23 protein-coding genes are annotated in these 20938 nt (G+C 63.5%); 4 read left to right on the top strand and 19 right to left on the bottom strand.

Features of this window, described 5'->3' with window-relative positions; all coding sequences use genetic code 11:
• Window positions 1-74: 74 nt before the first annotated feature.
• Window positions 75-890 carry an amidohydrolase gene (locus tag NKK52_RS03810; protein ID WP_245263123.1) on the top strand — a complete coding sequence of 272 codons (816 nt, stop codon included), beginning with the start codon at window positions 75-77 and terminating at the stop codon, window positions 888-890.
• Window positions 866-1240 carry a M20/M25/M40 family metallo-hydrolase gene (locus NKK52_RS03805; protein WP_245263124.1) on the top strand — a complete coding sequence of 125 codons (375 nt, stop codon included), beginning with the start codon at window positions 866-868 and terminating at the stop codon, window positions 1238-1240. Before NKK52_RS03810 ends, NKK52_RS03805 begins: the two co-directional genes overlap by 25 nt.
• Window positions 1241-1252: 12 nt before the next feature.
• Here the strand turns inward: NKK52_RS03805 and NKK52_RS03800 are convergent, their stop codons facing one another.
• On the bottom strand, window positions 1253-2170 hold the full coding sequence (locus NKK52_RS03800; RefSeq protein ID WP_023684486.1) for a fatty acid desaturase family protein: 918 nt from the start codon (window positions 2168-2170) through the stop codon (window positions 1253-1255).
• An 87-nt stretch (window positions 2171-2257) separates the two neighbouring features.
• On the opposite strand from NKK52_RS03800, the gene NKK52_RS03795 reads away from it, so the two are divergent.
• The gene (locus tag NKK52_RS03795) at window positions 2258-3157 is read left to right on the top strand and encodes a LysR substrate-binding domain-containing protein (RefSeq protein WP_023716213.1); all 900 of its coding nucleotides are present in this window, start codon (window positions 2258-2260) and stop codon (window positions 3155-3157) included.
• Window positions 3158-3170: 13 nt separating this feature from the next.
• Here NKK52_RS03795 and NKK52_RS03790 read toward each other — a convergent pair whose 3' ends face one another.
• From NKK52_RS03790 to NKK52_RS03755, 8 genes are all read right to left on the bottom strand, one after another.
• On the bottom strand, window positions 3171-3443 hold the full coding sequence (locus tag NKK52_RS03790; protein ID WP_023670254.1) for a DUF3303 domain-containing protein: 273 nt from the start codon (window positions 3441-3443) through the stop codon (window positions 3171-3173).
• Window positions 3444-3481: 38 nt separating this feature from the next.
• The gene (locus NKK52_RS03785) at window positions 3482-4945 is read right to left on the bottom strand and encodes a RimK family ATP-grasp domain-containing protein (protein ID WP_023684488.1); all 1464 of its coding nucleotides are present in this window, start codon (window positions 4943-4945) and stop codon (window positions 3482-3484) included.
• 5 nt (window positions 4946-4950) lie between these two features.
• Window positions 4951-6048: a peptidase C39 family protein gene (locus NKK52_RS03780; protein WP_023670253.1), complete on the bottom strand. Its 1098-nt coding sequence runs from the start codon at window positions 6046-6048 to the stop codon at window positions 4951-4953.
• 159 nt (window positions 6049-6207) lie between these two features.
• Complete coding sequence (locus NKK52_RS03775; protein WP_023670251.1) at window positions 6208-6999, bottom strand: anti-sigma factor family protein; 792 nt, start codon at window positions 6997-6999, stop codon at window positions 6208-6210.
• Complete coding sequence (locus tag NKK52_RS03770; RefSeq protein WP_023670250.1) at window positions 6996-7514, bottom strand: RNA polymerase sigma factor; 519 nt, start codon at window positions 7512-7514, stop codon at window positions 6996-6998. The genes NKK52_RS03775 and NKK52_RS03770 overlap by 4 nt, the downstream gene beginning before the upstream one ends.
• Before the next feature lie 162 nt (window positions 7515-7676).
• Window positions 7677-8093 carry a type II toxin-antitoxin system VapC family toxin gene (locus NKK52_RS03765; protein ID WP_023670249.1) on the bottom strand — a complete coding sequence of 139 codons (417 nt, stop codon included), beginning with the start codon at window positions 8091-8093 and terminating at the stop codon, window positions 7677-7679.
• Window positions 8093-8335: a type II toxin-antitoxin system VapB family antitoxin gene (locus tag NKK52_RS03760; protein WP_023670248.1), complete on the bottom strand. Its 243-nt coding sequence runs from the start codon at window positions 8333-8335 to the stop codon at window positions 8093-8095. The genes NKK52_RS03765 and NKK52_RS03760 overlap by 1 nt, the downstream gene beginning before the upstream one ends.
• 47 nt (window positions 8336-8382) lie before the next feature.
• Window positions 8383-11157: a DUF2339 domain-containing protein gene (locus tag NKK52_RS03755; RefSeq protein ID WP_023684489.1), complete on the bottom strand. Its 2775-nt coding sequence runs from the start codon at window positions 11155-11157 to the stop codon at window positions 8383-8385.
• Window positions 11158-11404: 247 nt separating this feature from the next.
• Here NKK52_RS03755 and NKK52_RS03750 point away from each other — a divergent pair, with 247 nt between their 5' ends.
• Window positions 11405-11869 (top strand): NUDIX hydrolase, encoded by a 465-nt coding sequence (locus NKK52_RS03750; RefSeq protein WP_023684490.1) that lies wholly within the window; start codon window positions 11405-11407, stop codon window positions 11867-11869.
• Between the two features lie 100 nt (window positions 11870-11969).
• Here NKK52_RS03750 and recO read toward each other — a convergent pair whose 3' ends face one another.
• From recO to NKK52_RS03700, 10 genes are all read right to left on the bottom strand, one after another.
• Window positions 11970-12761 (bottom strand): DNA repair protein RecO, encoded by a 792-nt coding sequence (recO, locus tag NKK52_RS03745; protein WP_023684491.1) that lies wholly within the window; start codon window positions 12759-12761, stop codon window positions 11970-11972.
• A 102-nt stretch (window positions 12762-12863) separates the two neighbouring features.
• The gene (locus NKK52_RS03740) at window positions 12864-13757 is read right to left on the bottom strand and encodes an aminoglycoside phosphotransferase family protein (RefSeq protein ID WP_023684492.1); all 894 of its coding nucleotides are present in this window, start codon (window positions 13755-13757) and stop codon (window positions 12864-12866) included.
• A gap of 45 nt (window positions 13758-13802) precedes the next feature.
• On the bottom strand, window positions 13803-14729 hold the full coding sequence (gene era, locus NKK52_RS03735) for a GTPase Era (protein WP_023670243.1): 927 nt from the start codon (window positions 14727-14729) through the stop codon (window positions 13803-13805).
• Window positions 14726-15442: a ribonuclease III gene (gene rnc / locus NKK52_RS03730; RefSeq protein ID WP_023684493.1), complete on the bottom strand. Its 717-nt coding sequence runs from the start codon at window positions 15440-15442 to the stop codon at window positions 14726-14728. Before rnc ends, era begins: the two co-directional genes overlap by 4 nt.
• Window positions 15442-16191, bottom strand: coding sequence for a signal peptidase I (gene lepB, locus NKK52_RS03725; RefSeq protein WP_023670241.1), 750 nt, complete (start codon window positions 16189-16191; stop codon window positions 15442-15444). Before lepB ends, rnc begins: the two co-directional genes overlap by 1 nt.
• 90 nt (window positions 16192-16281) lie before the next feature.
• Complete coding sequence (gene acpS, locus NKK52_RS03720) at window positions 16282-16695, bottom strand: holo-ACP synthase (RefSeq protein ID WP_023670240.1); 414 nt, start codon at window positions 16693-16695, stop codon at window positions 16282-16284.
• Window positions 16692-17276, bottom strand: coding sequence for a DUF2062 domain-containing protein (locus tag NKK52_RS03715; RefSeq protein ID WP_023670239.1), 585 nt, complete (start codon window positions 17274-17276; stop codon window positions 16692-16694). Before NKK52_RS03715 ends, acpS begins: the two co-directional genes overlap by 4 nt.
• 265 nt (window positions 17277-17541) lie before the next feature.
• Window positions 17542-17922, bottom strand: a complete 381-nt coding sequence (locus NKK52_RS03710; protein ID WP_023684494.1) for a VOC family protein — start codon at window positions 17920-17922, stop codon at window positions 17542-17544.
• Between the two features lie 11 nt (window positions 17923-17933).
• On the bottom strand, window positions 17934-18512 hold the full coding sequence (gene pyrE, locus NKK52_RS03705; protein WP_023684495.1) for an orotate phosphoribosyltransferase: 579 nt from the start codon (window positions 18510-18512) through the stop codon (window positions 17934-17936).
• 113 nt (window positions 18513-18625) lie between these two features.
• Complete coding sequence (locus NKK52_RS03700; protein ID WP_023670236.1) at window positions 18626-20857, bottom strand: RelA/SpoT family protein; 2232 nt, start codon at window positions 20855-20857, stop codon at window positions 18626-18628.
• Window positions 20858-20938 lie beyond the last annotated feature (81 nt).

The following is a 20938-nucleotide window of genomic DNA, read 5'->3' as shown; positions in this document are numbered from 1 at the left end:
ACGCTGCCGGCGCAAATCCTTTACGTGCTGGCATCGACAAGGCCGAATTTACGATAGCCGGCAAGGAGAGCGCAATGCTGCACAACGACCCCATCGCCGCCCTCACCCCGCAGGTGGTGGAATGGCGGCATCACATCCACGCCAACCCCGAACTCGGTTTCCAAGAGTATGAGACCGCGCGCTTCGTCGCCGACAAGCTGCGCACCTTCGGGCTTGACGAGGTTCATGAAGGCATAGGCGGCACCGGCGTGGTTGGCGTCCTCAGAGGACGACCAGGCGTGCGCGCCATCGGGCTTCGGGCCGAACTCGATGCCTTGCCCGTGCTGGAGAAGACCGGACTGCCCCACGCGTCGAAAAAAGACGGCGTGATGCATGCCTGCGGCCACGACGGGCACATCGCGATGCTGCTCGGCGCCGCCAAGCTGCTCGCCGACAACAGAGCCTTCGACGGCACCGTCTGTTTCATCTTCCAGCCGGCGGAAGAAAATGAAGGCGGCAGCATGCGGATGATCGAGGACGGACTGTTCGAGCGCTTCCCCGTGGAAGCCGTCTACGCCGTCCACAACTGGCCGGGGCTGCCGCTCGGAAAGATCGCGGCCCGTGCCGGGGCGATGATGGCTGCCGTCGACACTTTCGAACTGACCTTCGAAGGGACCGGCGCACATGCCGCCATGCCGCAGCTTGGCGACGACCCCGTGCTTGCGGCCGGCGCCTTCGTTCAAGCCGTTCAGCGCATCGTCAGCCGTTCGGTCGACCCGCAGGGGGCGCTGGTCGTCTCGATCACGCAGATCCATGGCGGCAACGTCGGCAACATCGTGCCGGCAAGGTCTGGCTGCAGGGAACCTGCCGCTTCTTCGAGCCCGCTTTGTCGGACCATTGCGAAAGGCTGATCGGCGAAATCGCGCAAGGCATTGCGTCGGCGCATGCCCTCACCGCCAAGCTCGCCTACAAGAAAGGCTACCCGCCGCTGGTCAACACGTCAGCCGCGACGGCCCAAGCCGTCCAGGCGGCAACGGCGGTTGTCGGCCGCGAGCAGGTCGAGACCGCATTCAACCCGAGCCTCGGCTGCGAGGATTTTGCCTACATGGTCCGCGAAGCCGGCGGCTGCTATGCCTGGGTCGGCGCAGGAGCGGTCAGACCGGGCGAAGGGCTGCACGGCGATCGCTATGTCTTCAACGATGCCATCGTCCCCACCGTGCTCCGCTATTTCGTCACGCTCGTTGAGCAGACGCTACGCTGACGGCCGAGCGCCTCAGCGCAAGGTCTCGACGTATTTCTCGTGGAAGCTGACATAGCCGGGTTCGACGACTTGGAGATGGCGCTCGATCAGCTGGTGGAAGGCCGGCAGCCGATGGAAGGGCACGCCGGGATAGGCGTGGTGCTCGGCGTGATACGGCATGTTCCAGGCGACTTTGCGCACCAGCCAGTTGGTCAGCGTGGTGCGGGTGTTTTCCAGCATGTTGGCGACAAGCGGGCAGCGGCCATGCTCGGCCAGCAGATAGAGCCTGAGGAAGGGCTGGCCGAGCAGCGCCGGCACGATCCAGACATAGAGCAGTACACTTGCCTCGAACCACAGGGCTAGCGCGGCGACCACGACATAGAAAGCGATCATGGCGCGGGCTTCAGTGCGCACCTTGGGCAGGCCTTTCGGCGGCACGTAGCTGTCGTGGCAGCCGCCAATCGCGTTGGTGTAGAGTGTCTGCAAATGCCCCCACCACACCGGCAGGCCCGAGACGTGGACGATGTATTGCCGCATCGTCTCCGGTTTCGGGAAGGCGAGTTCCGGATCGTTCTCTGGATCCTGGGTGAAACGGTGATGGGCGAAGTGGAAATAGCGAAACCAGACGGCGGGCAGCGCGATCGCCAGGCTGCAGACCCTTGCGGCGGCATGGTTGAGCCACTGCGTCTCGAACGCCGTCCTGTGCACCGTCTCATGCAGCAGCGTGAACAGGAAGACGATAAGAATGCCTTGCGGCAACATCAACAGCGGCCAGTACGACACCTTGGCCGCAATCAGCCCGCCGATAGCCACAATCGCGCCGAGATGGAAGGCGAGTTGGACCAGACCCGGCCCGTCCGACTTGCCGGTCAGGCGACTGCGCTGCTCATTGGTCAGGGACGCGATGACGTCGCGATGGTCTCTGGGTTCGAACTGGGCCGATACCGTCATGGCGCCAAGCTACTCGAATAAGAAAGCTTTCGAAAGACAAGGATTTCTGCGACACAGATAAGCTGACCTTACCTATCGGATCACCCAATGACCGCGCTTCCTTCCCTGAGAGGACTTCAAGCCTTCGAGGCGGCGGCGCGCTCGGGGAGTTTCGCCGCAGCGGCGGATGAGCTCTCGATCTCGGCGGCTGCGGTCAGCCAGCTCATTCGCACCGTCGAGGAGCAGATGGGTCGAAAACTGTTCCATCGCGTCAACCGCCGCGTGGTGCTGACGGAAGCCGGCGTCGAGATGCTGCCCCGGCTGACCCTGGCTTTTCGGGAGATCAGCAGCATCGCGCGTGGCAGCGATGCCTTCCGCCCGCGGCTTGTCATATCGGTGCCGCCGTCCATGGCGATGGGCTGGCTTTCCGAACGTCTCGCCGGCTTTGTGGCCAACCACGGCGCCGTCGACATATCCCTGCGCGGCGATGACGATCCGGTGCCGTTCGACCGCGAACTGATCGACATCCGGCTGTCCTTCGGCCCGCACTATCGTGAACACCCGACCGAAGACATTGTCAGGGACGCCGTCTACCCCGTCTGCGCGCCAGAACTCACCGCCAAAACCGACAGCCTCGCCGGCCTGCCACTGATTCACACCGACTGGGGACCGACCGGCGCGTCGTTTCCGTCTTGGCGCACCTGGTTCGAGGCGGCGGGCATAGAACCCGGCCGCGCAGTGCAGCGCGGCCTGTCGGCGAACTCGTCGCGGGCAGCGCTCGACCTTGCCATTTCAGGGCTGGGCGTGGCGCTGGCGCAAGGCATTTATTGCGCCGGGGCGCTGGAAGACGGCCGTTTGGTCCGGGCGAATGCCCTATCGATCGCGCTGCGTCAGCCATATTGCCTGACGATCCCGGAACGCAGTGCAAGGCGCGACCTGGTGGCGGCGTTTCGCAATTGGCTGATTGAGGAATGCCGGCGGTCGGTGGGTTCGCCGGTGCTCGGCTGATGGACCGAACTGCTCAGAGATGGCCGGCCAGTGCGGCGACCATGTCCTTGTTCGTCGCCACGGGAATGATCTCGAACTCCACCAGGTCAGACCATTCGATGACCCAGCGCTGCAGCAGCGTGACGTCATCGGCCTCGACCAGCAGGAAGCAGCGGCTCATATCAGCCGCGATCCAGGAGTGGTGCACGACAAGCGCGTCCGGCTTCAATCTGCCGCGCTCGCCGAAACGGCGGTAGATCTCCTTGCGGTCGCAGCCGGTGAAATCCTCGATGACGATGAACTGCATTTTTCCCCCTCGGTTGAATTGCCGCCCGGGACGGCAAACTAACGCCCGGGACGGTCCAGCCGCTCCAGGAACCATTGCGTCAGCCGCACCCAGACTTCGTCCTTTTCGCCGGAATCCTCCCAGCCATGGTCGAGGTTCGGGTTGTCGTTGACCTCGATGACGAAGACGCCATCCTTGGTTTCCTTGAGATCGACGCCGTAAAGCCCGTCGCCGATGCAGCGCGCCGCCTTCACCGCGGTGTCGACGACATGCGGCGGCGTCTCTTTCAGCGTGAAGGTCTTGATGCCGCCCTGGTCGGGCTTGCCGCTGGCCTTGTGGTTGACGATCTGCCAGTGTTTTTTCGCCATCAGATAATGCACGGCAAACAGCGGCTGCCCGCCGAGCACGCCGACGCGCCAGTCATATTCGGTCGGGATGAATTTCTGCGCGATCAGGAGATCGGAATCCTCCAGCCACTCGGTGGCGAGCGTCTTCAGTTCTTCGAAGTTGCCGCATTTCTTGACGCCGCGCGAGAACGATGAATCCGGGATCTTCAGCACCAGCGGAAAGCCCAGCGTCTGCGCCGCCAGTTCGAGGTCCGAGGTGCCGGCTATCATCACCGTCGGCGGCACCGGCACCTTGTTGTAGGCCATCAGTTCGTTGAGATAGACCTTGTTGGTGCAGCGGATCATCGACAGCGGGTCGTCTATCACCGGCATGCCTTCCTGCTGGGCGCGGCGCGCGAAGCGGTAGGTGTGGTTTGAGATCGAGGTGGTCTCGCGGATGAACAGCGCGTCGTAATTGGCGAGCTTGGCCAGGTCCCTCCTGGTGATCGGCTCGATTTCGACGCCCATCTTTTCGGCGATCTTGGCCCAGTAACGCAGCGAGGAAATCTCCGACGGCGGCAGTTCTTCATGCGGATCGACCAGCGTGGCGAAGGTGTAGCGTGCCGGCGTGCGGCCCTTGGTGTCGCGCCACTCGCGGTTGGTGTACGTCTCGAGCGCCTGCACGAATAAGGCTTCTTCCTCCTCGGCCATCCTGGCCAGCGGCAGGAAGCCGATCTTGCGGATCGAGGCCCATTCGGCGCTGTCCTTGATGTGAACCTCAAGCGCCGGAGCGCGGAACCAGTCGAACAACAGCTTGGCGAAGCGGTCCCAGACCTTCGACGGTCCGATGCCGAAGAAGATGCAGATTTTTTGCGGGAAAACGCCTCCGAGATCCTTGCGGCACTTGTTGAGCGCCAGCTCCAGTTCCGGCAGCGCGTGCTCGTAGAGCTTGCGCTCGGACAGGTCGATCATCGTCTCGACCGTCGGGATGACCTTGTGGCCGCGCGAACCGGCGAGCAGAGAGGCATAATAGCCGCGGCTCTGGTAGGCGTAATTGTTCGACAGGTTGATGACCTTCGGCTGCTGGCCCCGAAACAGCGCCGGATGCGCAAGATAGTCACGGTTGGTGATGATCTTGTGCGGCGTCGCCGCCGGGTCGAGATCGTTCTGACGGCCGGTGAGGATGACCCAGGTCATTGTTATCAGCGTTTCCCAAGAGTGATGGCAGCACGCAGTCCGTCGCGGCCGAATTGCGCCATGTTCATGAAGATGCCGTGCGGCACGGGAATGTTGGCGGCATCGAGGATGGTCTCCTGTCTTTCGTCCTCGACCCAGGGATCGTGGATCAGGATGTGGTCGCCATCGTCGCCGATAGCCAGCACCCAATGCGGCACCTTCTTGCCGAACATCAGGAAGCCGCTGATCAGCACCAGCACCAGTTTTCCCTGAGCCAGGGCGCCGCGTATATCGTCGATGGTGAACGGACGGTAATTCACCGGGATGCCGTATAGTTCCGCGCGGCGGCGAAAGTCCACCTGGGCAAGTTCCATCACCCGGCGCTTGTCGTCGCTGCGCACCGATTGCAAGAACAGCGCGCCATAGAAGGACACGAAGATTTCCGCCGCAAGCCCGCTTTCGTAGCCGGAAACCGCAAGGCCGAAGGGCTCGCAGCCGCCGGGGCCGGACATCATGAACACGGTCGTTGCCTCGCGCCATAGGCGGATTTCCATGACCGGATCGGGCACGAAGCCCGAATCGAAATTGGCCATCGCCATCATCAGGCAGCATGGACCGCAGGTGAACTCGCAGGTCTGCTGGTAGAACGGGACTTTGGTGGCGACCGGAATATCGCCGCGCAAGGTCTTTTCGTAGCGCAGCGCGGTGGCGCCATCCTCGTAATAGTGAGGCTCGCGACCGATCTTGCGGTAGCCGCTCTGCTCATAGATGCCGATGGCGCGAAGATTGTCCTCGCGCACTTCGAGACGCAACATCATGCGGTCGTGCTCGAAGGCAGCTTCTTCGGCCGCTGCAAGCAGCATGCGGCCAATGCCGCGGCCCCTGAAAAACGGGCTGGTGGCAAGCGAATAGAGCCGGGCGACGCCGCTGCCCTTGCGAAACAGCACGATGGCGTAGCCGGCGACACGACCATCGCTTTCGGCGACCAGCATCTCGGCTGTCTCGCGTTCGATCAACAGGCGGAAGGAGCGCCGGGAAATGCGGTCACTGGAAAAGACCGCCTTCTCGATGGCGGCGAGGTCATCGACGTCGGACGCGCGGGCCTTGCGAATCTCGGCAGGCATGCGGGTTTGGAAAACCTCGATTGGGTGGAGGAAAAGGCCGCGGTCAAAAACGTCGCAAACATCAGCCGAAACGCCGATATCCATCAAGCGCTATCGCACTTCGAATAGGGCCGAATTGTGACACTTTCTACCCCGGCGCATTCCCGAAACGGAATGCGCTTAACTGGCGATACCAGCCAGAAGCTGACCGTAGGCCCGCTTGGCGACCGCAGCCAGTTGCTCGCGCGGCAGCGAGCCGACGACGGCGCAGGCATAGCCCTTGTCCAGCCAGTAGACCGCCTCGGGGCCGTCGGCCTCGGCCATGTAGGTGCCCTTGGACTTGGCTGAGGAATCAGCGGTAACGAACAAGGAGATGCGCTGACCCTTGGCGTCCTCGTAAAGCAGCATCGCTGCCTTGCCCTGGCCGGCCGGCAGCAGCCGGCCGCCAACCAGCTGGAAGCCTTCCGCCACCAGATCCGGCGCCACCAGTTTCAGGCCGACGCGGTTGGACAGCCAGGTCTGCAGGTGATCCTTGTCGCTTGCCGGCACTTCCACCGCATGGCGCTGTTCGGCGGCATAGATGACATGGGCGGCGATCGCCTCTTCGGCCAGTTGGTCATCGGCGCCATCTTCCCTGCCGATGCCGTCGATGCCGGCAAAATAGCCGCCAAGACCGCCGATGACGAGCACTGCGGCCGCCGCGGCCGCAAGCCACCAGCGCGACTGCCGCGCCGCCGCCTTGGTCGCGCCTTCACCGCTAACGATCTGCTTGAACAGCACCGGCACGGGCTCGTCGAGCACACCGGCAAAGGCGGCGCGCAACGCGGCGCGGTCGGCGGTGTAGCGGGCGCTTTTCGCCTTCATTTCGGGATTGGCGTCGATCCAGGCGTCGTAGGCGGCGCGCTCGTCGCCCGGCAGCTCGCCGTCGAGAGCCATGTGGATATCGCGTTCGGAAAAATCGCGGCGGGTCATTTCTCGACGATCCTTATCGAGCGGCGGCGCGCCGTGTCATCGAGCAGGCTGCGCAGCTCCTCGCGTCCGCGCGCTATGCGCGACATCAGCGTGCCGGCGGGCACGCCGAGAATGTTGGCGGCTTCGGCATAGGAGAATCCTTCGATGGCGACCATGACTAGAGCGGCGCGGCGGTCGGGGCTGATCGCCTGCAATGCGTCGATGATCTCGCGCGAGGCGGCGTTCTCGGCCTGCTCGGCGGGGACTGCCTGCGCCTCGTTTGCGTCAAGCGGCAGGATCGCCGCCTCACCGCGCCGGTTCACCTTGCGCATCTGATCGATGAACAAATGATGCATGATCGTAAACAGCCACCTCCGGGGGCTTTCTCCCGTCTGCCAGCTTTCAAGCCGCAAGAGCGCTCGTTCGAGGCAATCCTGGACGAGATCGTCAGCGGATTCGCGGTCGCGCAGAAGCGAGCGTGCGTAGCGGCGCAGGCGCGGTATTTCGCCAAGGATTGCTGCCTTCTTTTCGTCCATGACCGCTGGTTCTGAGGTCGCCCTTGTTTAACCCGATTGAACGCGCCTTCCCGGCGCGGCGCAAGCGGCCAGCGCGAAGCGGTCTGCCGCCCCGGTCACCCAAGCAGTGAGATAACGAGTTGATCGGCTAAATTATTCCCCGCAATCAACAAAAGGGCCGAATTATCCTAAATCGGTCTGTGCGAAATCATGGCCTTTGTATAGCAGTGGAAGATCGCGGCTTTTCGCGCAGGCGTAAGCAAAACAGTCCCCGAGATTCAGATCCGCCTTGTGGCCAACGGCTTTGCCGTAACGGGCACTCGCGTCAATGGCCCGAGAGCCGATGTTGTCGTCAATGGCCAGACTCTCTCCCATGATCTCCACAATGAACTCATCGATCAGATCGCGGGCATGGAGAAGGGCTTCAGCGCTGGGTCTGCGCGGGCCGGCGCCGGCCCTTGCCAATGCCTGTGTTGCTTCGAAGTGAACCAACGGAGAAACCCAGACCTGCCCGGAAAAACCGGATAGCTGCTTCAGCAATTCCTCCCACCCAGGTTCCTGGTTGAGAATGGCGACGATCACCGACGCGTCGACAAACATCAGTCTTCCCACATCTCGTCGGTGAACTTCTTCATATCGAAATCGGGATTGGGCAGGCCAAGCTTCCTGGCCCTGTCCTGAAGACTGGCGATCCGATCGCGCAGCGGCACCTTCGCCCGATTGCGCTCAAGTTCGTGCACGAGCGCGACCCGCACCGCCTCCGTTTTGCTCGGAGCGTTCGTCTCGCGTTGCAATCTGCTGGCCAGCGCATCCACTTCGTCGTCGCGGATATAGAGCGGCATCGAATATCCTCCGTTGGATATTGATATATTCCATCTCGTATATCACTTCAAGTTGCAGCGTTGGCCTCCCTCGCCGCCCGCGTCAGCAGCCGCTGGTAGAACAGGCCGATGCCGATCAGCACGGCGCCAAGACCGATGAAGGACAGCGCCCTGAGCACGCCTTCCAGTTCCGACATGTCGAACAGGAAGACTTTTACCACGGCAATCGCGATCAGCGCCGCCGAGGCGATGCGCAGCACCTGCGACTTCAGCCAGACGCCGGCGGTGAGCAGCACGACGCCAATGACCAGCCAGAGCGCCGAATAGGTGTAGGTCTCGAGCTGGCCGAGGCCGCTCCACAGGCCGATGAACTCGCCCTTGAACACGCGCCTGACCGACAGTGTGGCGTAGGCGAAGACAAGCAATGCCGCCACCACCGCCAGCATCTGCGCATACCATGGCGGCCGCTTGTCCCTGGCATAGAGCGCCAGCCCGCCGACAGCGATGGCCGGCAGGAGATAAGCCAGGAACAAGAGGTTGAACACCGGGATCTGGCCGGTCGATTCGTCGGTGAACAGCGGATTGAGCACCAGGAAATGCTGGAGGACGATGAAGGCGACCGAGAGCACGCCGGCAGCCATCGAGCCGTAGCGCAGCACAGAGCTTGGCGAGCGCATGTCGATGGCCACCAGTATCGCGCCGGCGCCGATGGCGATCAGCGTATAGATCGCCTGTTCGGCGAGCGTCACCGGACCGGTGTCGATGACGCCGCCATGCATGGCGTGGCGCACCAGCATGGCGACGGTGAGCAGCGCAAACAGGGCTGCACCCGCCTCCATCGCTAGGCGCGGCCGGCCATTACCAGCTGTTGGTAGTGCGGGGGTGGTACGCGCGAGTTGCCAGGCGGCAAAGCCGAAGGCTAGCGCCGGTACGCCGTATCCCGGCAGCAGCCAGTTGAACACCCGCGTCGTCGTCAGGAACTCGGCGCCGACGATGGTCGGATCGAAGGCGACGCGGCCGAGCACGGCGACGACCGCGCCGACCGAAATCCAGCCCAGCACCGGATAAGAACGCCAACGCGTCGCCAGCGCCGGCACGATGGCGGCAACGCCGGCAAGCAACGTGGTCCAGCCGGAACCGAAGGCCATGTGCAGCATCAGGAGCCCGGCCAGAGCCGAGCCGCAAAGCGCGAAGGAGACGGCGACGTCGCCCTTGAGCGGCGGCTGTTCGGCGCGCGCAATCCATTCGCCGCCGGCGGCGAAGACGACGACCAGAAGGGCAGCTATCGCTGCGTAGACAAGGTCGCGGTCGAGATTGCCGTAGGCGAGCCACAGCGTCAGCAGAATAAGCAGCGGCGAAGCGACGCCCCATGCCGCCCAGCATGCCGCGCGGACCCGTGCTGAGGCGGCGAAGCGGCGTGCGGCCCAGAAGCCGGCGCCGATGAAAACCAGGCCGAGGGCAATGCCGATGCGCAGCGTCAACGGATTTCCGGCCGCCACCGGCATGCCGTCAAAGCCGATATTCCCCTGGGTTATGTCGGAGCCGATGGTGGTGGGCGGAATGATGCCGAGATGGATCATCACGCTCACCACGCCGGCGGCATGCAGCAGCGGCAGCGCGCGCGGCCGGTAGAGTGCGGTGGCGACAAGGGCGACGAGGACGAAGGCGCCCGGCAAGGCGCCACCGGCGGCGACCAGCGTCGTGTCGACGGACAGGCCTAGCGCTGAAAACGCAACGAAAACGCCAGGCACGATCGAGGGCCAGTCGAAGCCGGTCTTCGCCGTCTCCGCTTCGCTGTCACGTGTGCCCAGCCACACAAAGGCAAGCACCGCCAGCGTCACCGCGTCGATGAACAGGATGACGGCAAGGTCGGCGACGAGCGTGCTCATCATGTAGACGATGGTCCAGGCGCCGGTGCCGAAGAAGGCGGCCGCGATCAGAAATTTCCAGTCGCGTATGCGGGCGATCACGGCTGTGGCGGCAAGCACGATCGCCAGATAAACGAACAGCGCCCAGGGGTTGGGCGCCTGCGAGGACACAAGCGCCGGGGTCGCCATCGAGCCGACGAGACCGATGCCGGCCAGGGCCTGGCCGTGGACGAGGGCGGCGACAATGGTCGCCACGCCGATGGCGCCGAGCACGGTGAAGGCGAAGGCCGGCCCGACGAAACCGTAAATGGCATGCGCGGCATAGACCGTACCGAACAGGATGAAGGCGCCGGCAGCCGTCAGGATCGCCGGAATATAGGCGCCTGCAGCCCCTTGCACCGGCACCTTGAAGCCGGTGCGGCGGATGAACTCGCCGCCGCCGATCAGCACCACGCCGAGCAGTGCCGCCAGGGACAGCCGCACTTCAGGGCCGAAAATGCCGGCCTCGATGGTGTAGCGGATCAGGAACAGGCCGCCCAGGGCCAGCGCGACGCCGCCGACCCAGACCGCCCATCGTGTGCCGAGCGCGGTTTCGACCTCGGACTGGCGGGCTGCCTTCGCCGTGGCGGCAGGCGCGGATCCGGTGAATGCGGCCTTGGCCGCAGCCGACAGTTCTGGCACGGCCTCGCTGGTGGCCGCATCGGCCTCGGCGGCCGGCGCCTGGGCATGTGCCGCGTCGGCTGTTGTTGGCGAAGCTATGCCGGCAACTGGTGCGGTGGCCTGAGCGGCATCCGCCGGTACGCTTGCAACCTGCTCGACCGGTTTGGCAACGGGCGGTGTCGCATGCACGCCGGACAGAACCAGGCTGCGCAGCGCACCGAGCTCGCGCTCGATCAGACTGACGCGGCCCTGCTGGCGCAAGACGAGGACAAAAAGCACGATAACGACGACGGCGCCAATCAGGCTTTCAAACATGGCGGTTCCCCCAAACCAGGCCAGTTTTCACTGACAATTGCGGCGGCCACACGGCCACCTCAGATGGCTATTCAAGTCACGCCACCGCAATGGTGGCCGAAAAGAAGTTATCGAGCATGTTTCGCCGGCAAATTCCAGCGGCCTACGGTCTTTATCCTCATCCATCATCTGAGATAGCCAGGAATGGCATGCCGCCGCCACTTGCCCAGGAGCCATGCTATCCTCGGATGAACTGTGAGGAAATCGAATGCCGAAACGAAGTGCAGGGCTGCTGATCCACCGGACAAGGGCCGGCATTCTCGAATTTCTGCTCGTCCATCCCGGCGGCCCGTTCTGGGCAAGGAAGGATGAAGGCGCTTGGTCGATCCCCAAGGGCCTCGTCGAGGACAATGAAGATGAGTTGGCCGCCGCCCGGCGCGAGGCTGGGGAAGAACTCGGAGTCAGCATCGATGGCGATTTCGAACCTGTCGGCAGCTATCGGCAAGCCGGCGGCAAGATCGTCATCGCCTGGAGTGTCGAAGCCGATTTCGATCCCGATGCCGTTAAAAGCAACATGTTCACGATCGAATGGCCGCCCAGGTCAGGCGTGACGAGGGAATTTCCCGAAATCGACAGGGCCGGCTGGTTTTCCTTCGCCGAGGCCAGCCTCAAGATCCTCGGCGGTCAGCGCGCCATCCTCGACGATTTCATGGAGCATCGCAAAGCCGGCTGAGGCTCTTGCCCTACGAGTACCCCCACCCTACCCTCCCCACAAGGGGGAGGGAATGCTGCCGCATGCAGCTTTTGGTGTGAACCTGGACGTTTTGCGGAGGTCAGCACCCACCGAGTCTCCCTCCCCCTTCTGGCGCAGCGTCTGCCGTAAGGTCGGCCTTGCCGCCCGAATGATGCTTGCGCAAGGCGGCGAGGAAGCCGGCACGGGCATCGGGCTGTTCGATGCCGCGCGGCTCGTAGACATGGCGGGTGAAAAAGAAACCGGTCAGATGGAAGGCGTCCTCGAGTGCCGCGTGGTCCGCCCGCAAGCCGGAGCCGCGCCGCAGGAAGGCCGGCAGCGCCAGCATCTTGTCGCGCCACGGCGCTCCGGCGGCTCGCGACACCGCACGGCCGGATTTCGGCGAGACATAGGCCAGATCCTGCCTGGCGCCGGTCGCCGCGCACTGGCTGAGATCGAGGCCGAAGCCGAGTTCGTCGAGGATGAGCAGTTCGAAGCGCGCCACCAGTTCCCCGGCGGCATCCGAATCGTCCAGATGGGCGATCATCACGGCAAGCGTCTCATACAGGCCGCCATGGGCGTCGCGCTCCGGCAGGAGCCTGAGATGCGCGGCCATGGTCTGCAGGCCGTAGACGGCGACTGCGCTGTCCATCAACCGGGCGGCATTCATCTCGATCGCCTCGGCCTGGAAGGTGCCGAGATGCTCGTCGAGGCGTGCCCGCCACAAAAGGTCGACGCGGTTGCCGGGCTGCAGCACCGGCTGCTGCTTGCGCGAGCGCCCGCCGCGCACCAGGCCGAGATGGCGGCCATGCGCACGCGTCATTACCTCGAGAATGGCGCTGGTTTCGCCATGCTTGCGGGTGCCGAGTATGATTCCCTCGTCGCGCCATTCCATGGCAGGAGCTTGTCACCGGTTGCATGGCGAAATCAAGATTTTGGCGCACCGCGTGCGATCTGTGCTGACATTGGATCTCCGCACATCGTCGAAAGGCTCCGATCACGCGAATTCCCGGTGATCGGCCAGGACGTCGTCGATGACGCGGCGCGATCGCTCGGCTTCGGCCTGGTTGGCGTCGTGTCCGGCAACGGTGATCAGCGCCTTCCACAGCGTCCAGCCGCGGCCGCGCGCCCAGGTCGCTTCATCGACGTCGATGGCGGCACGGAACGCCTCCCGGCTCTCGCCCTGGAAGAACGTCCAGGCGATCGCCAGGTCGCAAGAGGGATCGCCGATCCCGGAGGTGCCGAAGTCGATGACGGCGCTCAAACGGCCGTTTTGGACCAGAAGGTTGCCCCAGGCGACGTCGCCGTGAAACCAGACGGGCGACCCTTGCCAGGTGGCGGCAAGGGCCGCATCCCAGACAGCGGTGGCCGCCTGGGTGTCGATCTGCCCCTCCAGCGCCTGGAGTGCTTCCCTTGTCTGGTTGTCATACACGCTCGGCGATCCGCCGCGGAAGAAATTGTGCTGGCCCGCGGGCGGCCCGCCCGCCGGATCGATCCGCCGGAGCGCAATGAGGAACTTGGCCAGATCGACCGCGAACTGTGGGCGATCGGCGATTTCGGCGGTCTTGGCTGTTTCGCCGTCGATCCAGCGGTAGACGGACCATTGCCAGGGGTAGTCCTCCCCAGGCTCGCCCATCGCCAGTGGAACCGGGATCGGCAGCGGCAGAAGCGGCGCCAGCCTGGGCAGCCAGCGGTGCTCTTTTTCGACCTGCAAGGCATATGGTGCGGCACTCGGCAGCCGCAGAGTCATATCATTGCCGAGGTGGAAGGTTCGGTTGTCCCAACCGCCAAACGTCACCGGGCTCACCGGCAGATGCCGCCATTGCGGAAACTGCGCGTTGACCAGCCGGCGCACGAGATCGGTATCGATGGTCGGTTTTGGATCAGGCATGTCATCGTCTCAAACTGCCGGAGCGGCATTTCTAGACGATGAAGCTCAATGGGGAAACTCAAGCCCCATCTCACGGTAGCGTTCGGGGTCGTCGCCCCAGTTTTCACGCACTTTGACGAACAAGAACAGGTGCACTTTCTGCTCGAGAATGCCGGCTATTTCCATGCGCGCCGACTGGCCGATGGCGCGGATGGTCTCGCCCTTGTGGCCGAGCACGATCTTCTTCTGGCTGTCGCGCTCGACATAGATGGTCTGGTCGATGCGCACCGAGCCGTCCGGTTTCTCTTCCCATTTCTCGGTCTCGATATGCGAGGAATAGGGCAACTCCTGATGCAGCCGCAGATACAGCTTCTCGCGGGTGATCTCGGCGGCCAGTTGGCGCATCGGCAGGTCCGAGATCTGGTCTTCCGGATAGTACCAGGGGCCGACCGGCAGCGCTTGCGCGAGATAGTCGAGCAAATCCTTGCAGCCGGAGCCGGTCAGCGCCGAGACCATGAAGGTGCGCTTGAACGGCACCTTTTCGTTTGCTGCCGCAGCCAGGGCCAGCAGCGCCTCGTGCTTGACCCGGTCGACCTTGTTGAGGATCAGCACCATCGGCTGGCGGACGTCCTTCAGCCGCTCGAGGATGGCGTCGGCGTCACCCCTGATGCCGCGCTCGGCATCGATCAGCAGCAGCACGATATCGGCGTCCTTGGCGCCACCCCAGGCGGTGGTCACCATCGCGGTGTCGAGCCGGCGCTTCGGCTTGAAGATGCCGGGCGTATCGACAAAGACGATCTGCGCGTTGTCATGCGTGGCGATGCCGCGCACGATGGCGCGGGTGGTCTGCACCTTGTGGGTGACGATCGACACCTTGGCGCCGACCAGTTGGTTGACCAGCGTCGACTTGCCGGCATTGGGCGCCCCAATCAGGGCAACGAAGCCGGAATGCGTGGCCTCCGCTGCCGGAGGGAGATCTTCGCTGCCGGTCATGCCGCACTCCCTTGGTTGGCCCAGATGCCTTCGCGCGTAAGAAACGCCGATGCCGCCGCTTCTTCGGCTGCGCGGCGAGAGCCGCCCGTGCCGCTCGCCGGCGCAAAACCGCCGACCTTCACGGACACCGTGAAAACCGGTTGATGTTCAGGTCCTTCTCGTTTCTCGATCGCGTATTCGGGCCTGACATCGCTGGTCTTGGCGATCCATTCCTGCAGGTCGGATTTCGGATTGGGCGGCTTGGCCACCACCTTTTGCGAGCGCGGCTCCCAGTAACGCAGGACGAATTGCCTTGCCGCATCGAGGCCGCCATCGATATAGACCGCCGCGATCAGCGCTTCGACTGCATCCGCCAGATAGTTTCCGCCCGAGCCACGCGAGCGCGCCTTCAAGGCAGCGTCGGCCCGAACCAGATCTTCGAGCTGCATTTCAATGCCGATCTCGGAGCATGTCCGCGCATCGACCAGGGCATTGAAGCGCGGGGCGATTTCACCTTCCGGCGCCTCAGGAAACTTTTCAAAAAGCAGGTCGGCAACGATCAGGCCGAGCACGCGGTCGCCAAGGAATTCGAGGCGCTGGTTGTTGCTGCTTGCCTTGACCGCGCTGGAATGCGTCAGCGCGGTCTCGAGCAAACGGACGTCCCGGAAGGAATGGCCGGTTTTGGCTGTCACCAAATCGGCCAGAGTTTCACCCGTCGGGCGCTTCAAAGCCATCAATTCACGAAATGGAACAGGCGCGACAGGCGCACCAGCGACGGCCATTTCCAGATCTCGAGCGGGCTCGCCTTCCCGGCGATCGAGAAGAAGACGATGTTAGCGCGGCCGACAAGGTTCTCCGCCGGCACGTAGCCGACGCTGAGGCGGCTGTCGGAGGAATTGTCGCGGTTGTCGCCCATCATGAAATAGTTGCCGGGGGGCACGACGAACTCGCGGGTGTTGTCGGTGATCGAATTCGGTGTCAGGTCGAGCGTGTCGTAGCTGACGCCGTTGGGCAGGGTCTCGCGATAGACGTCGACCGGCTCAGGCACTTCCGTGATATCAGGATTTTGGATCTGGCCGGTTTTCACACGAGGCACGCCCTGGCCGTTGATGAACAATTGGCCGTCCTTCATCTGGATCTTGTCCCCCGGCAGGCCGACGACGCGCTTGATGTAGTCGAGCGACGGATCCGGCGGGAACTTGAAGACCACCACGTCGCCGCGCTTCGGATCGGAACCCCAGATGCGGCCGGAAAAGATGTCGGGGCCGAATGGCAGCGAATAGCGCGAGAAGCCGTAGGACCATTTGGTGACGAACAGATAGTCGCCTTCGAGCAAGGTCGGCCGCATAGAGCCGGACGGGATCGAGAAGGGCTGGAACAGCAACGTGCGGATGACCATGGCCAGCAGCAAAGCCTGGATGATGACGCTGACGATTTCGCCAAGCCCGCCGGATTTCTTCTCGGATTTTTCAGCCACGCTCATGTCGTCCTCGATTGTGCGTTGGATGGTATAGAGTCTCGGCGCGCGCTGGGCAACGTCAAGTCGGCGTTAGATAGCGGTCGTCTGATGCAATCAATGTGGCGCTTGTTCGGCGGGCAACGCCTCGATGATCACAAAGGCTTGAGCAAGCGGGAAATCATCGGTGATTGTGAGGTGGATCGCCGCTCTGTGCCCCTGTGGCAGGATTTTGGCCAGCCGTGCCGCCGCTCCCCCGGTCAGCGCCATCGTCGGCGCGCCGCTGGGCAGGTTGGCGACCCCCATGTCGCGCCAGAACACGCCCTGCGCGAGGCCGGTGCCAAGCGCCTTGGCGCAGGCCTCCTTGGCGGCGAAGCGCTTGGCATAGGAGGCTGCGCGGCCTTTGCGGCCTTCCGAGCGGACCTGTTCGACCTCGGTGTAGATGCGCTGGATGAAGCGCTGACCATGCCGTTCCAGCGACTTTTCGATGCGTCTGATGTCGATCAGGTCGCTGCCGATGCCGATGATCATTCCGCCGGAACTTCCCGTCCGCGGTGCCCGGCCTTATGCGCCCGCTCTGCCATGCGCTTCCTGCGCTGCTCGCGAAAGGCTGTCATCCCCCAGCGGGTGATGCCGTAGAAGATCAGCCCGAAGATCAGGCCGAGCGGCACAGCGCCGATCAGCATCGGCTCCAGCACCGGATGCCACAGTTTTGCAAACGACAGCGTGTGCATCATCTCACCAAGATGCGCAGGCGGTCCGTTCTTGGGCAGGCGCTCATGCAGGATCAGCTTGCCGACTTCCCAAGACGCTCCCCACAGCAGCGGGAAAGTCAGCGGATTGCCGAAGAATACCGCGCCGAGGGCGGCGGCCACCAGATTGCCGGCGACCACCCAGCAGAGCACGGCGGCGACGGCGAAATGGAAGCCGAGCGGAAAGAAGGAGGCGAAAACGCCGGCCGCGACGCCGGCCGCCACCGCATGCGGTGTCGCCTTCAGCCGCAGGATGCGCTTGGAGAAATATTGCAACGAGCGCGAAAACGAGCGGCGCGGCCACAGATAGGTACGCACCCGCTCCAGAATGCCATCAGGCTTTCGGCGTCGAAAAAGCACTCTGTTCCAGTTCCCGGTTCATCACGCCCAAATTGCAACCATCCCTGGCCGGGCGCGGTCGCTCCATCTTGCGCTTCGAGGGCGCAGAAAGGCAACAACGACTTTGATATAGCGACTGCCTTGCGGCGGAACAATGAAACGCCGCCGCGATGGTCTGCCGCAGGCGGGTAACAAGAGCGCCATTGGGGCGAAACTGAGGACAATATCGATGAAAGCTCCCCGACGACGGCAAGGTCCGCGCGAAGACGACGCCGAGGCGGATAGACTATTCCCGATATTCGCTGACTTCGACCAAATTGCTGTCCGGATCGCGGAAATAGACCGACATCATCGTGCCGCGGGCGCCGGTGCGCTCGACCGGACCGACTTCGATGGCAACGCCATTGGCTTCGAGACTGGCGCAAATCTCGGCAAGCGGCCTTGCGGCGATCAGGCAGAAATCGCCGGACCCAGGCATCGGCGTCTTGGCTTTCGGTTCAAAAGTGTGCGTTGCCTGATGCAGGTTGATCTTCTGCGATCCGAACAGCAACGCCGTCGGCCGGTTCGGCTCGTCGTGACGCTTCAGGCCAAGCACCCGCTGGTAGAAGGCGCAGCTGTCCTCCACCGAGCGGACCGTCAGCACGAAATGATCGATGCCGGCGATCATCGTGATGTCCCCTAAATGTTGCGGCTACCCGGCTTGATCGCCGGGATGGCGGCAAGTTCGGGCGGCAGGCGGTCGGCGGGATAGGCCGGCACCTCATATTCGGCAAGCGCGATCAGCGGCACGCCGACATTGGTCTTGCCGGCCGAGCGGTCGATGATGCAGGCCGCCGCCACGACCTCGGCGCCAATCGCGCGCAGGCAGTCGATGGTTTCGCGAATCGACAGGCCGGTGGTGACGATGTCCTCGACGATGACGACGCGCGATCCCGGCGCGATCTCGAAACGGCGCAGCCTGAACTCGCCGCCTTCGCGCTCCACCCAGATTGCTGGCACACCGAGATGGCGCGACGTCTCATAGGCCGGGATCAGGCCGCCGATCGCCGGGCCGACGACGTAGTCGATCTTGCCCGGCACCGCCTTTTGAATCTTCTCGGCCAGCGCCTTGCAAAGCCGCTCGGTCTTGTCGGCATGCATGAAGACGCGCGCCTTCTGCAAGAAGACCGGGCTGCGCAGGCCGGACGTCAGGATGAAATGCCCCTCCAGAACAGCGCCCGCCTCGCGGAAAATGCCCAGAACTTCGTCGGTATTCATAACTCGCCCCATGTCCATGGTGAATGGTTAATGGTGAATGGTGAATGGTGGTGAGAGCGCCTTCTTTCACTATTCACTATTCACTACACCATTCACTATTCACTATTCACTATTCACCCATTCACACGCCGCGCATCGCTGACGCTCGAATTATCCTTGAGCTGCGACAGCAGCCGGTTGAGGTGCTTCAGATCCCAGACTTCGAGATCGATCAGCATTTCGGTGAAGTCGGGCGCGGTGCGCACCATAGACAGCGTATGAATGTTGGCGTCGTTGGAGGCAACGACCTGGGCGATATCGGCGAGCGAGCCCGGCGCGTTGATGGCGGTGACCGAGACGCGCGCCGGAAAGCGCTCCTTGGTCTGCTCGTCAATGTCCCAGCGCACGTCGATCCAGCGCTCCGGCTGGTCGTCGAAGGCCTGCAGCGCCGGCGACTGGATGGGATAGATGGTGATGCCGGTGCCCGGCTGGACGATGCCGACGATGCGGTCGCCGGGCACGGCCCCTTCCGGCGCGAAACGCACCGGCAGGTCGCCGCGCACGCCGCGGATCGGTACCGCGCCATCGCGCGGCTGGTCCTTGTCCTTGCGCGCGGCTCGGGTGCCGGGCATCTGGAACAGCATGCCGGCGGCGTTGCGGATCTTCGACCAGCCCTCCTCGCGCTGCTTGGGGGCGCTGACGGTGACGCGCTCGTCCTTGTAGTCTGGGAAGACGGCCTTCATGACGTCGGTCGAGGCGAGTTCGCCGCGCCCGACCGAGGCTAGCACATCCTCGATGTCCTTGCGCGCCAGCCGGTGCAGCACCGGCTTCAGGCTTTCCTTGGTGAAAGTCTTGCCGGCGCGCTCGAAGGCGCGCTCGAGAATGCGGGCACCAAGACCTGAATATTGCTTGCGAATGGCGTTCTTGGTGGCGCGGCGGATGGCTGAACGCGCCTTGCCGGTGACCACCACCGACTCCCACGCCGCCGGCGGCACTTGCGCCTTGGAGCGGATGATCTCGACCTCGTCGCCATTCTTAAGTTCCGTCATTAGCGGCATGATGCGGCCGTTGACCTTGGCGCCGACGCAGGTGTCGCCGACGTCGGTGTGCACGGCATAGGCGAAGTCGATGGGGGTGGCGCCGCGCGGCAGAGCGATCAGCATGCCTTTCGGCGTGAAGCAGAACACCTGGTCCTGGAACAGCTCCAGCTTGGTATTTTCGAGGAAGTCTTCCGGGTTGTCGCCTTCTGCCAGTTGCTCGATGGTGCGCCGCAGCCAGGCATAGGCGTTGGTCTCCTTCGAGATCGCATGGGCGGCGCCGTTCGTCTTGCCGCCGGTGTCCTTGTAGATCGAATGGGCGGCGACGCCATATTCGGCGATCTTGTTCATCTCGCGGGTGCGGATCTGCAGTTCGACGCGCTGACGCGAGGGGCCGACAATGGTGGTGTGGATCGAACGGTAGTCGTTCTGCTTGGGCGTCGAGATGTAGTCCTTGAAGCGGCCAGGCACCATCGACCATGTGGTGTGGATGGCGCCGAGCGCACGGTAACAGTCTTCGACGCTGTCGACGACGACGCGGAAGCCGAAGATGTCCGAGAGCTGCTCGAAGGACAGCGCCTTGGCCTCCATTTTGCGGAACACCGACCAAGGCTTCTTCTGCCGGCTCTTCACGCCGGCGTTGATGGCATGCTTTTCGAACAGCGCCGACAGCGCCTTTTCGATGTCGGTCAGCACACCCTTGTTGCGCTCGAATATCTCGGCAAGCCTGGCTGTGACGGCGCGATAGGCTTCCGGATTGATGAAGCGGAAGGCGATCTCTTCCAGTTCCTCGCGCATGCCTTGCATGCCCATGCGCCCGGCCAGCGGCGCGTAGATATCCATCGTCTCCTCGGCGATGCGCAGGCGCTTGGCCTCGGGCATATGGTCGAGGGTGCGCATGTTGTGCAAACGGTCGGCGAGCTTGACCAGCAGAACGCGGACATCCTCCGAGATGGCCAGCAACAGCTTGCGCAGGTTTTCCGCCTGCTCGGCCTTCTTGGAGACGAGATCGAGCTTCTTCAGCTTGGTCAGGCCTTCGACCAGCTTGCCCATTTCGGGGCCGAACAGATCGTCGATCTCGGCCCGCGTCGCGGTGGTGTCCTCGATCGTGTCATGCAGCAAGGCGACGGCGATCGTCGCCTCGTCCATGTGCATTTCGGTGAGGATGGCGGCGACTTCGAGCGGATGCGAGAAATAGGGATCGCCGGAAGCTCGCTTCTGGTGGCCATGCTTCTGCATGGCGTAGACATAGGCCTTGTTGAGCAGCGCCTCGTTGACGTCAGGCTTGTAGCGCGCAACGCGCTCGACAAGCTCATACTGACGCATCATGGGCGGGTTCTCACGGTGCTGAAATGATTGATGCGCCGCACTGATGTACGGCGCATCTCATAGATAGCCACGAAACTCACG

It is taken from the genome of Mesorhizobium sp. C277A (genome assembly GCF_040324395.1).
Taxonomy (GTDB): Bacteria; Pseudomonadota; Alphaproteobacteria; order Rhizobiales; family Rhizobiaceae; genus Mesorhizobium.
The sequence above is the reverse complement of the archived record's forward strand: the minus strand, read 5'-3'. Positions and strand labels throughout refer to the sequence as shown.

What these genes read in the sequence shown, in the direction of transcription:
- NKK52_RS03740 (WP_023684492.1), bottom strand. Translation starts at nt 13,757, where the DNA reads ATGCCTGATCCAAAACCGACCATCGATACCGATCTCGTGCGCCGGCTG.
- NKK52_RS03750 (WP_023684490.1), top strand. Translation starts at nt 11,405, where the DNA reads ATGCCGAAACGAAGTGCAGGGCTGCTGATCCACCGGACAAGGGCCGGC.
- NKK52_RS03785 (WP_023684488.1), bottom strand. Translation starts at nt 4,945, where the DNA reads ATGACCTGGGTCATCCTCACCGGCCGTCAGAACGATCTCGACCCGGCG.
- NKK52_RS03710 (WP_023684494.1), bottom strand. Translation starts at nt 17,922, where the DNA reads ATGATCGCCGGCATCGATCATTTCGTGCTGACGGTCCGCTCGGTGGAG.
- pyrE (WP_023684495.1), bottom strand. Translation starts at nt 18,512, where the DNA reads ATGAATACCGACGAAGTTCTGGGCATTTTCCGCGAGGCGGGCGCTGTT.
- recO (WP_023684491.1), bottom strand. Translation starts at nt 12,761, where the DNA reads ATGGAATGGCGCGACGAGGGAATCATACTCGGCACCCGCAAGCATGGC.
- NKK52_RS03770 (WP_023670250.1), bottom strand. Translation starts at nt 7,514, where the DNA reads ATGGACGAAAAGAAGGCAGCAATCCTTGGCGAAATACCGCGCCTGCGC.
- NKK52_RS03790 (WP_023670254.1), bottom strand. Translation starts at nt 3,443, where the DNA reads ATGCAGTTCATCGTCATCGAGGATTTCACCGGCTGCGACCGCAAGGAG.
- NKK52_RS03810 (WP_245263123.1), top strand. Translation starts at nt 75, where the DNA reads ATGCTGCACAACGACCCCATCGCCGCCCTCACCCCGCAGGTGGTGGAA.
- NKK52_RS03760 (WP_023670248.1), bottom strand. Translation starts at nt 8,335, where the DNA reads ATGCCGCTCTATATCCGCGACGACGAAGTGGATGCGCTGGCCAGCAGA.
- NKK52_RS03800 (WP_023684486.1), bottom strand. Translation starts at nt 2,170, where the DNA reads ATGACGGTATCGGCCCAGTTCGAACCCAGAGACCATCGCGACGTCATC.
- NKK52_RS03775 (WP_023670251.1), bottom strand. Translation starts at nt 6,999, where the DNA reads ATGACCCGCCGCGATTTTTCCGAACGCGATATCCACATGGCTCTCGAC.
- era (WP_023670243.1), bottom strand. Translation starts at nt 14,729, where the DNA reads ATGACCGGCAGCGAAGATCTCCCTCCGGCAGCGGAGGCCACGCATTCC.
- NKK52_RS03780 (WP_023670253.1), bottom strand. Translation starts at nt 6,048, where the DNA reads ATGCCTGCCGAGATTCGCAAGGCCCGCGCGTCCGACGTCGATGACCTC.
- NKK52_RS03755 (WP_023684489.1), bottom strand. Translation starts at nt 11,157, where the DNA reads ATGTTTGAAAGCCTGATTGGCGCCGTCGTCGTTATCGTGCTTTTTGTC.
- rnc (WP_023684493.1), bottom strand. Translation starts at nt 15,442, where the DNA reads ATGGCTTTGAAGCGCCCGACGGGTGAAACTCTGGCCGATTTGGTGACA.
- NKK52_RS03700 (WP_023670236.1), bottom strand. Translation starts at nt 20,857, where the DNA reads ATGATGCGTCAGTATGAGCTTGTCGAGCGCGTTGCGCGCTACAAGCCT.
- acpS (WP_023670240.1), bottom strand. Translation starts at nt 16,695, where the DNA reads ATGATCATCGGCATCGGCAGCGACCTGATCGACATCAGACGCATCGAA.
- NKK52_RS03795 (WP_023716213.1), top strand. Translation starts at nt 2,258, where the DNA reads ATGACCGCGCTTCCTTCCCTGAGAGGACTTCAAGCCTTCGAGGCGGCG.
- NKK52_RS03765 (WP_023670249.1), bottom strand. Translation starts at nt 8,093, where the DNA reads ATGTTTGTCGACGCGTCGGTGATCGTCGCCATTCTCAACCAGGAACCT.
- lepB (WP_023670241.1), bottom strand. Translation starts at nt 16,191, where the DNA reads ATGAGCGTGGCTGAAAAATCCGAGAAGAAATCCGGCGGGCTTGGCGAA.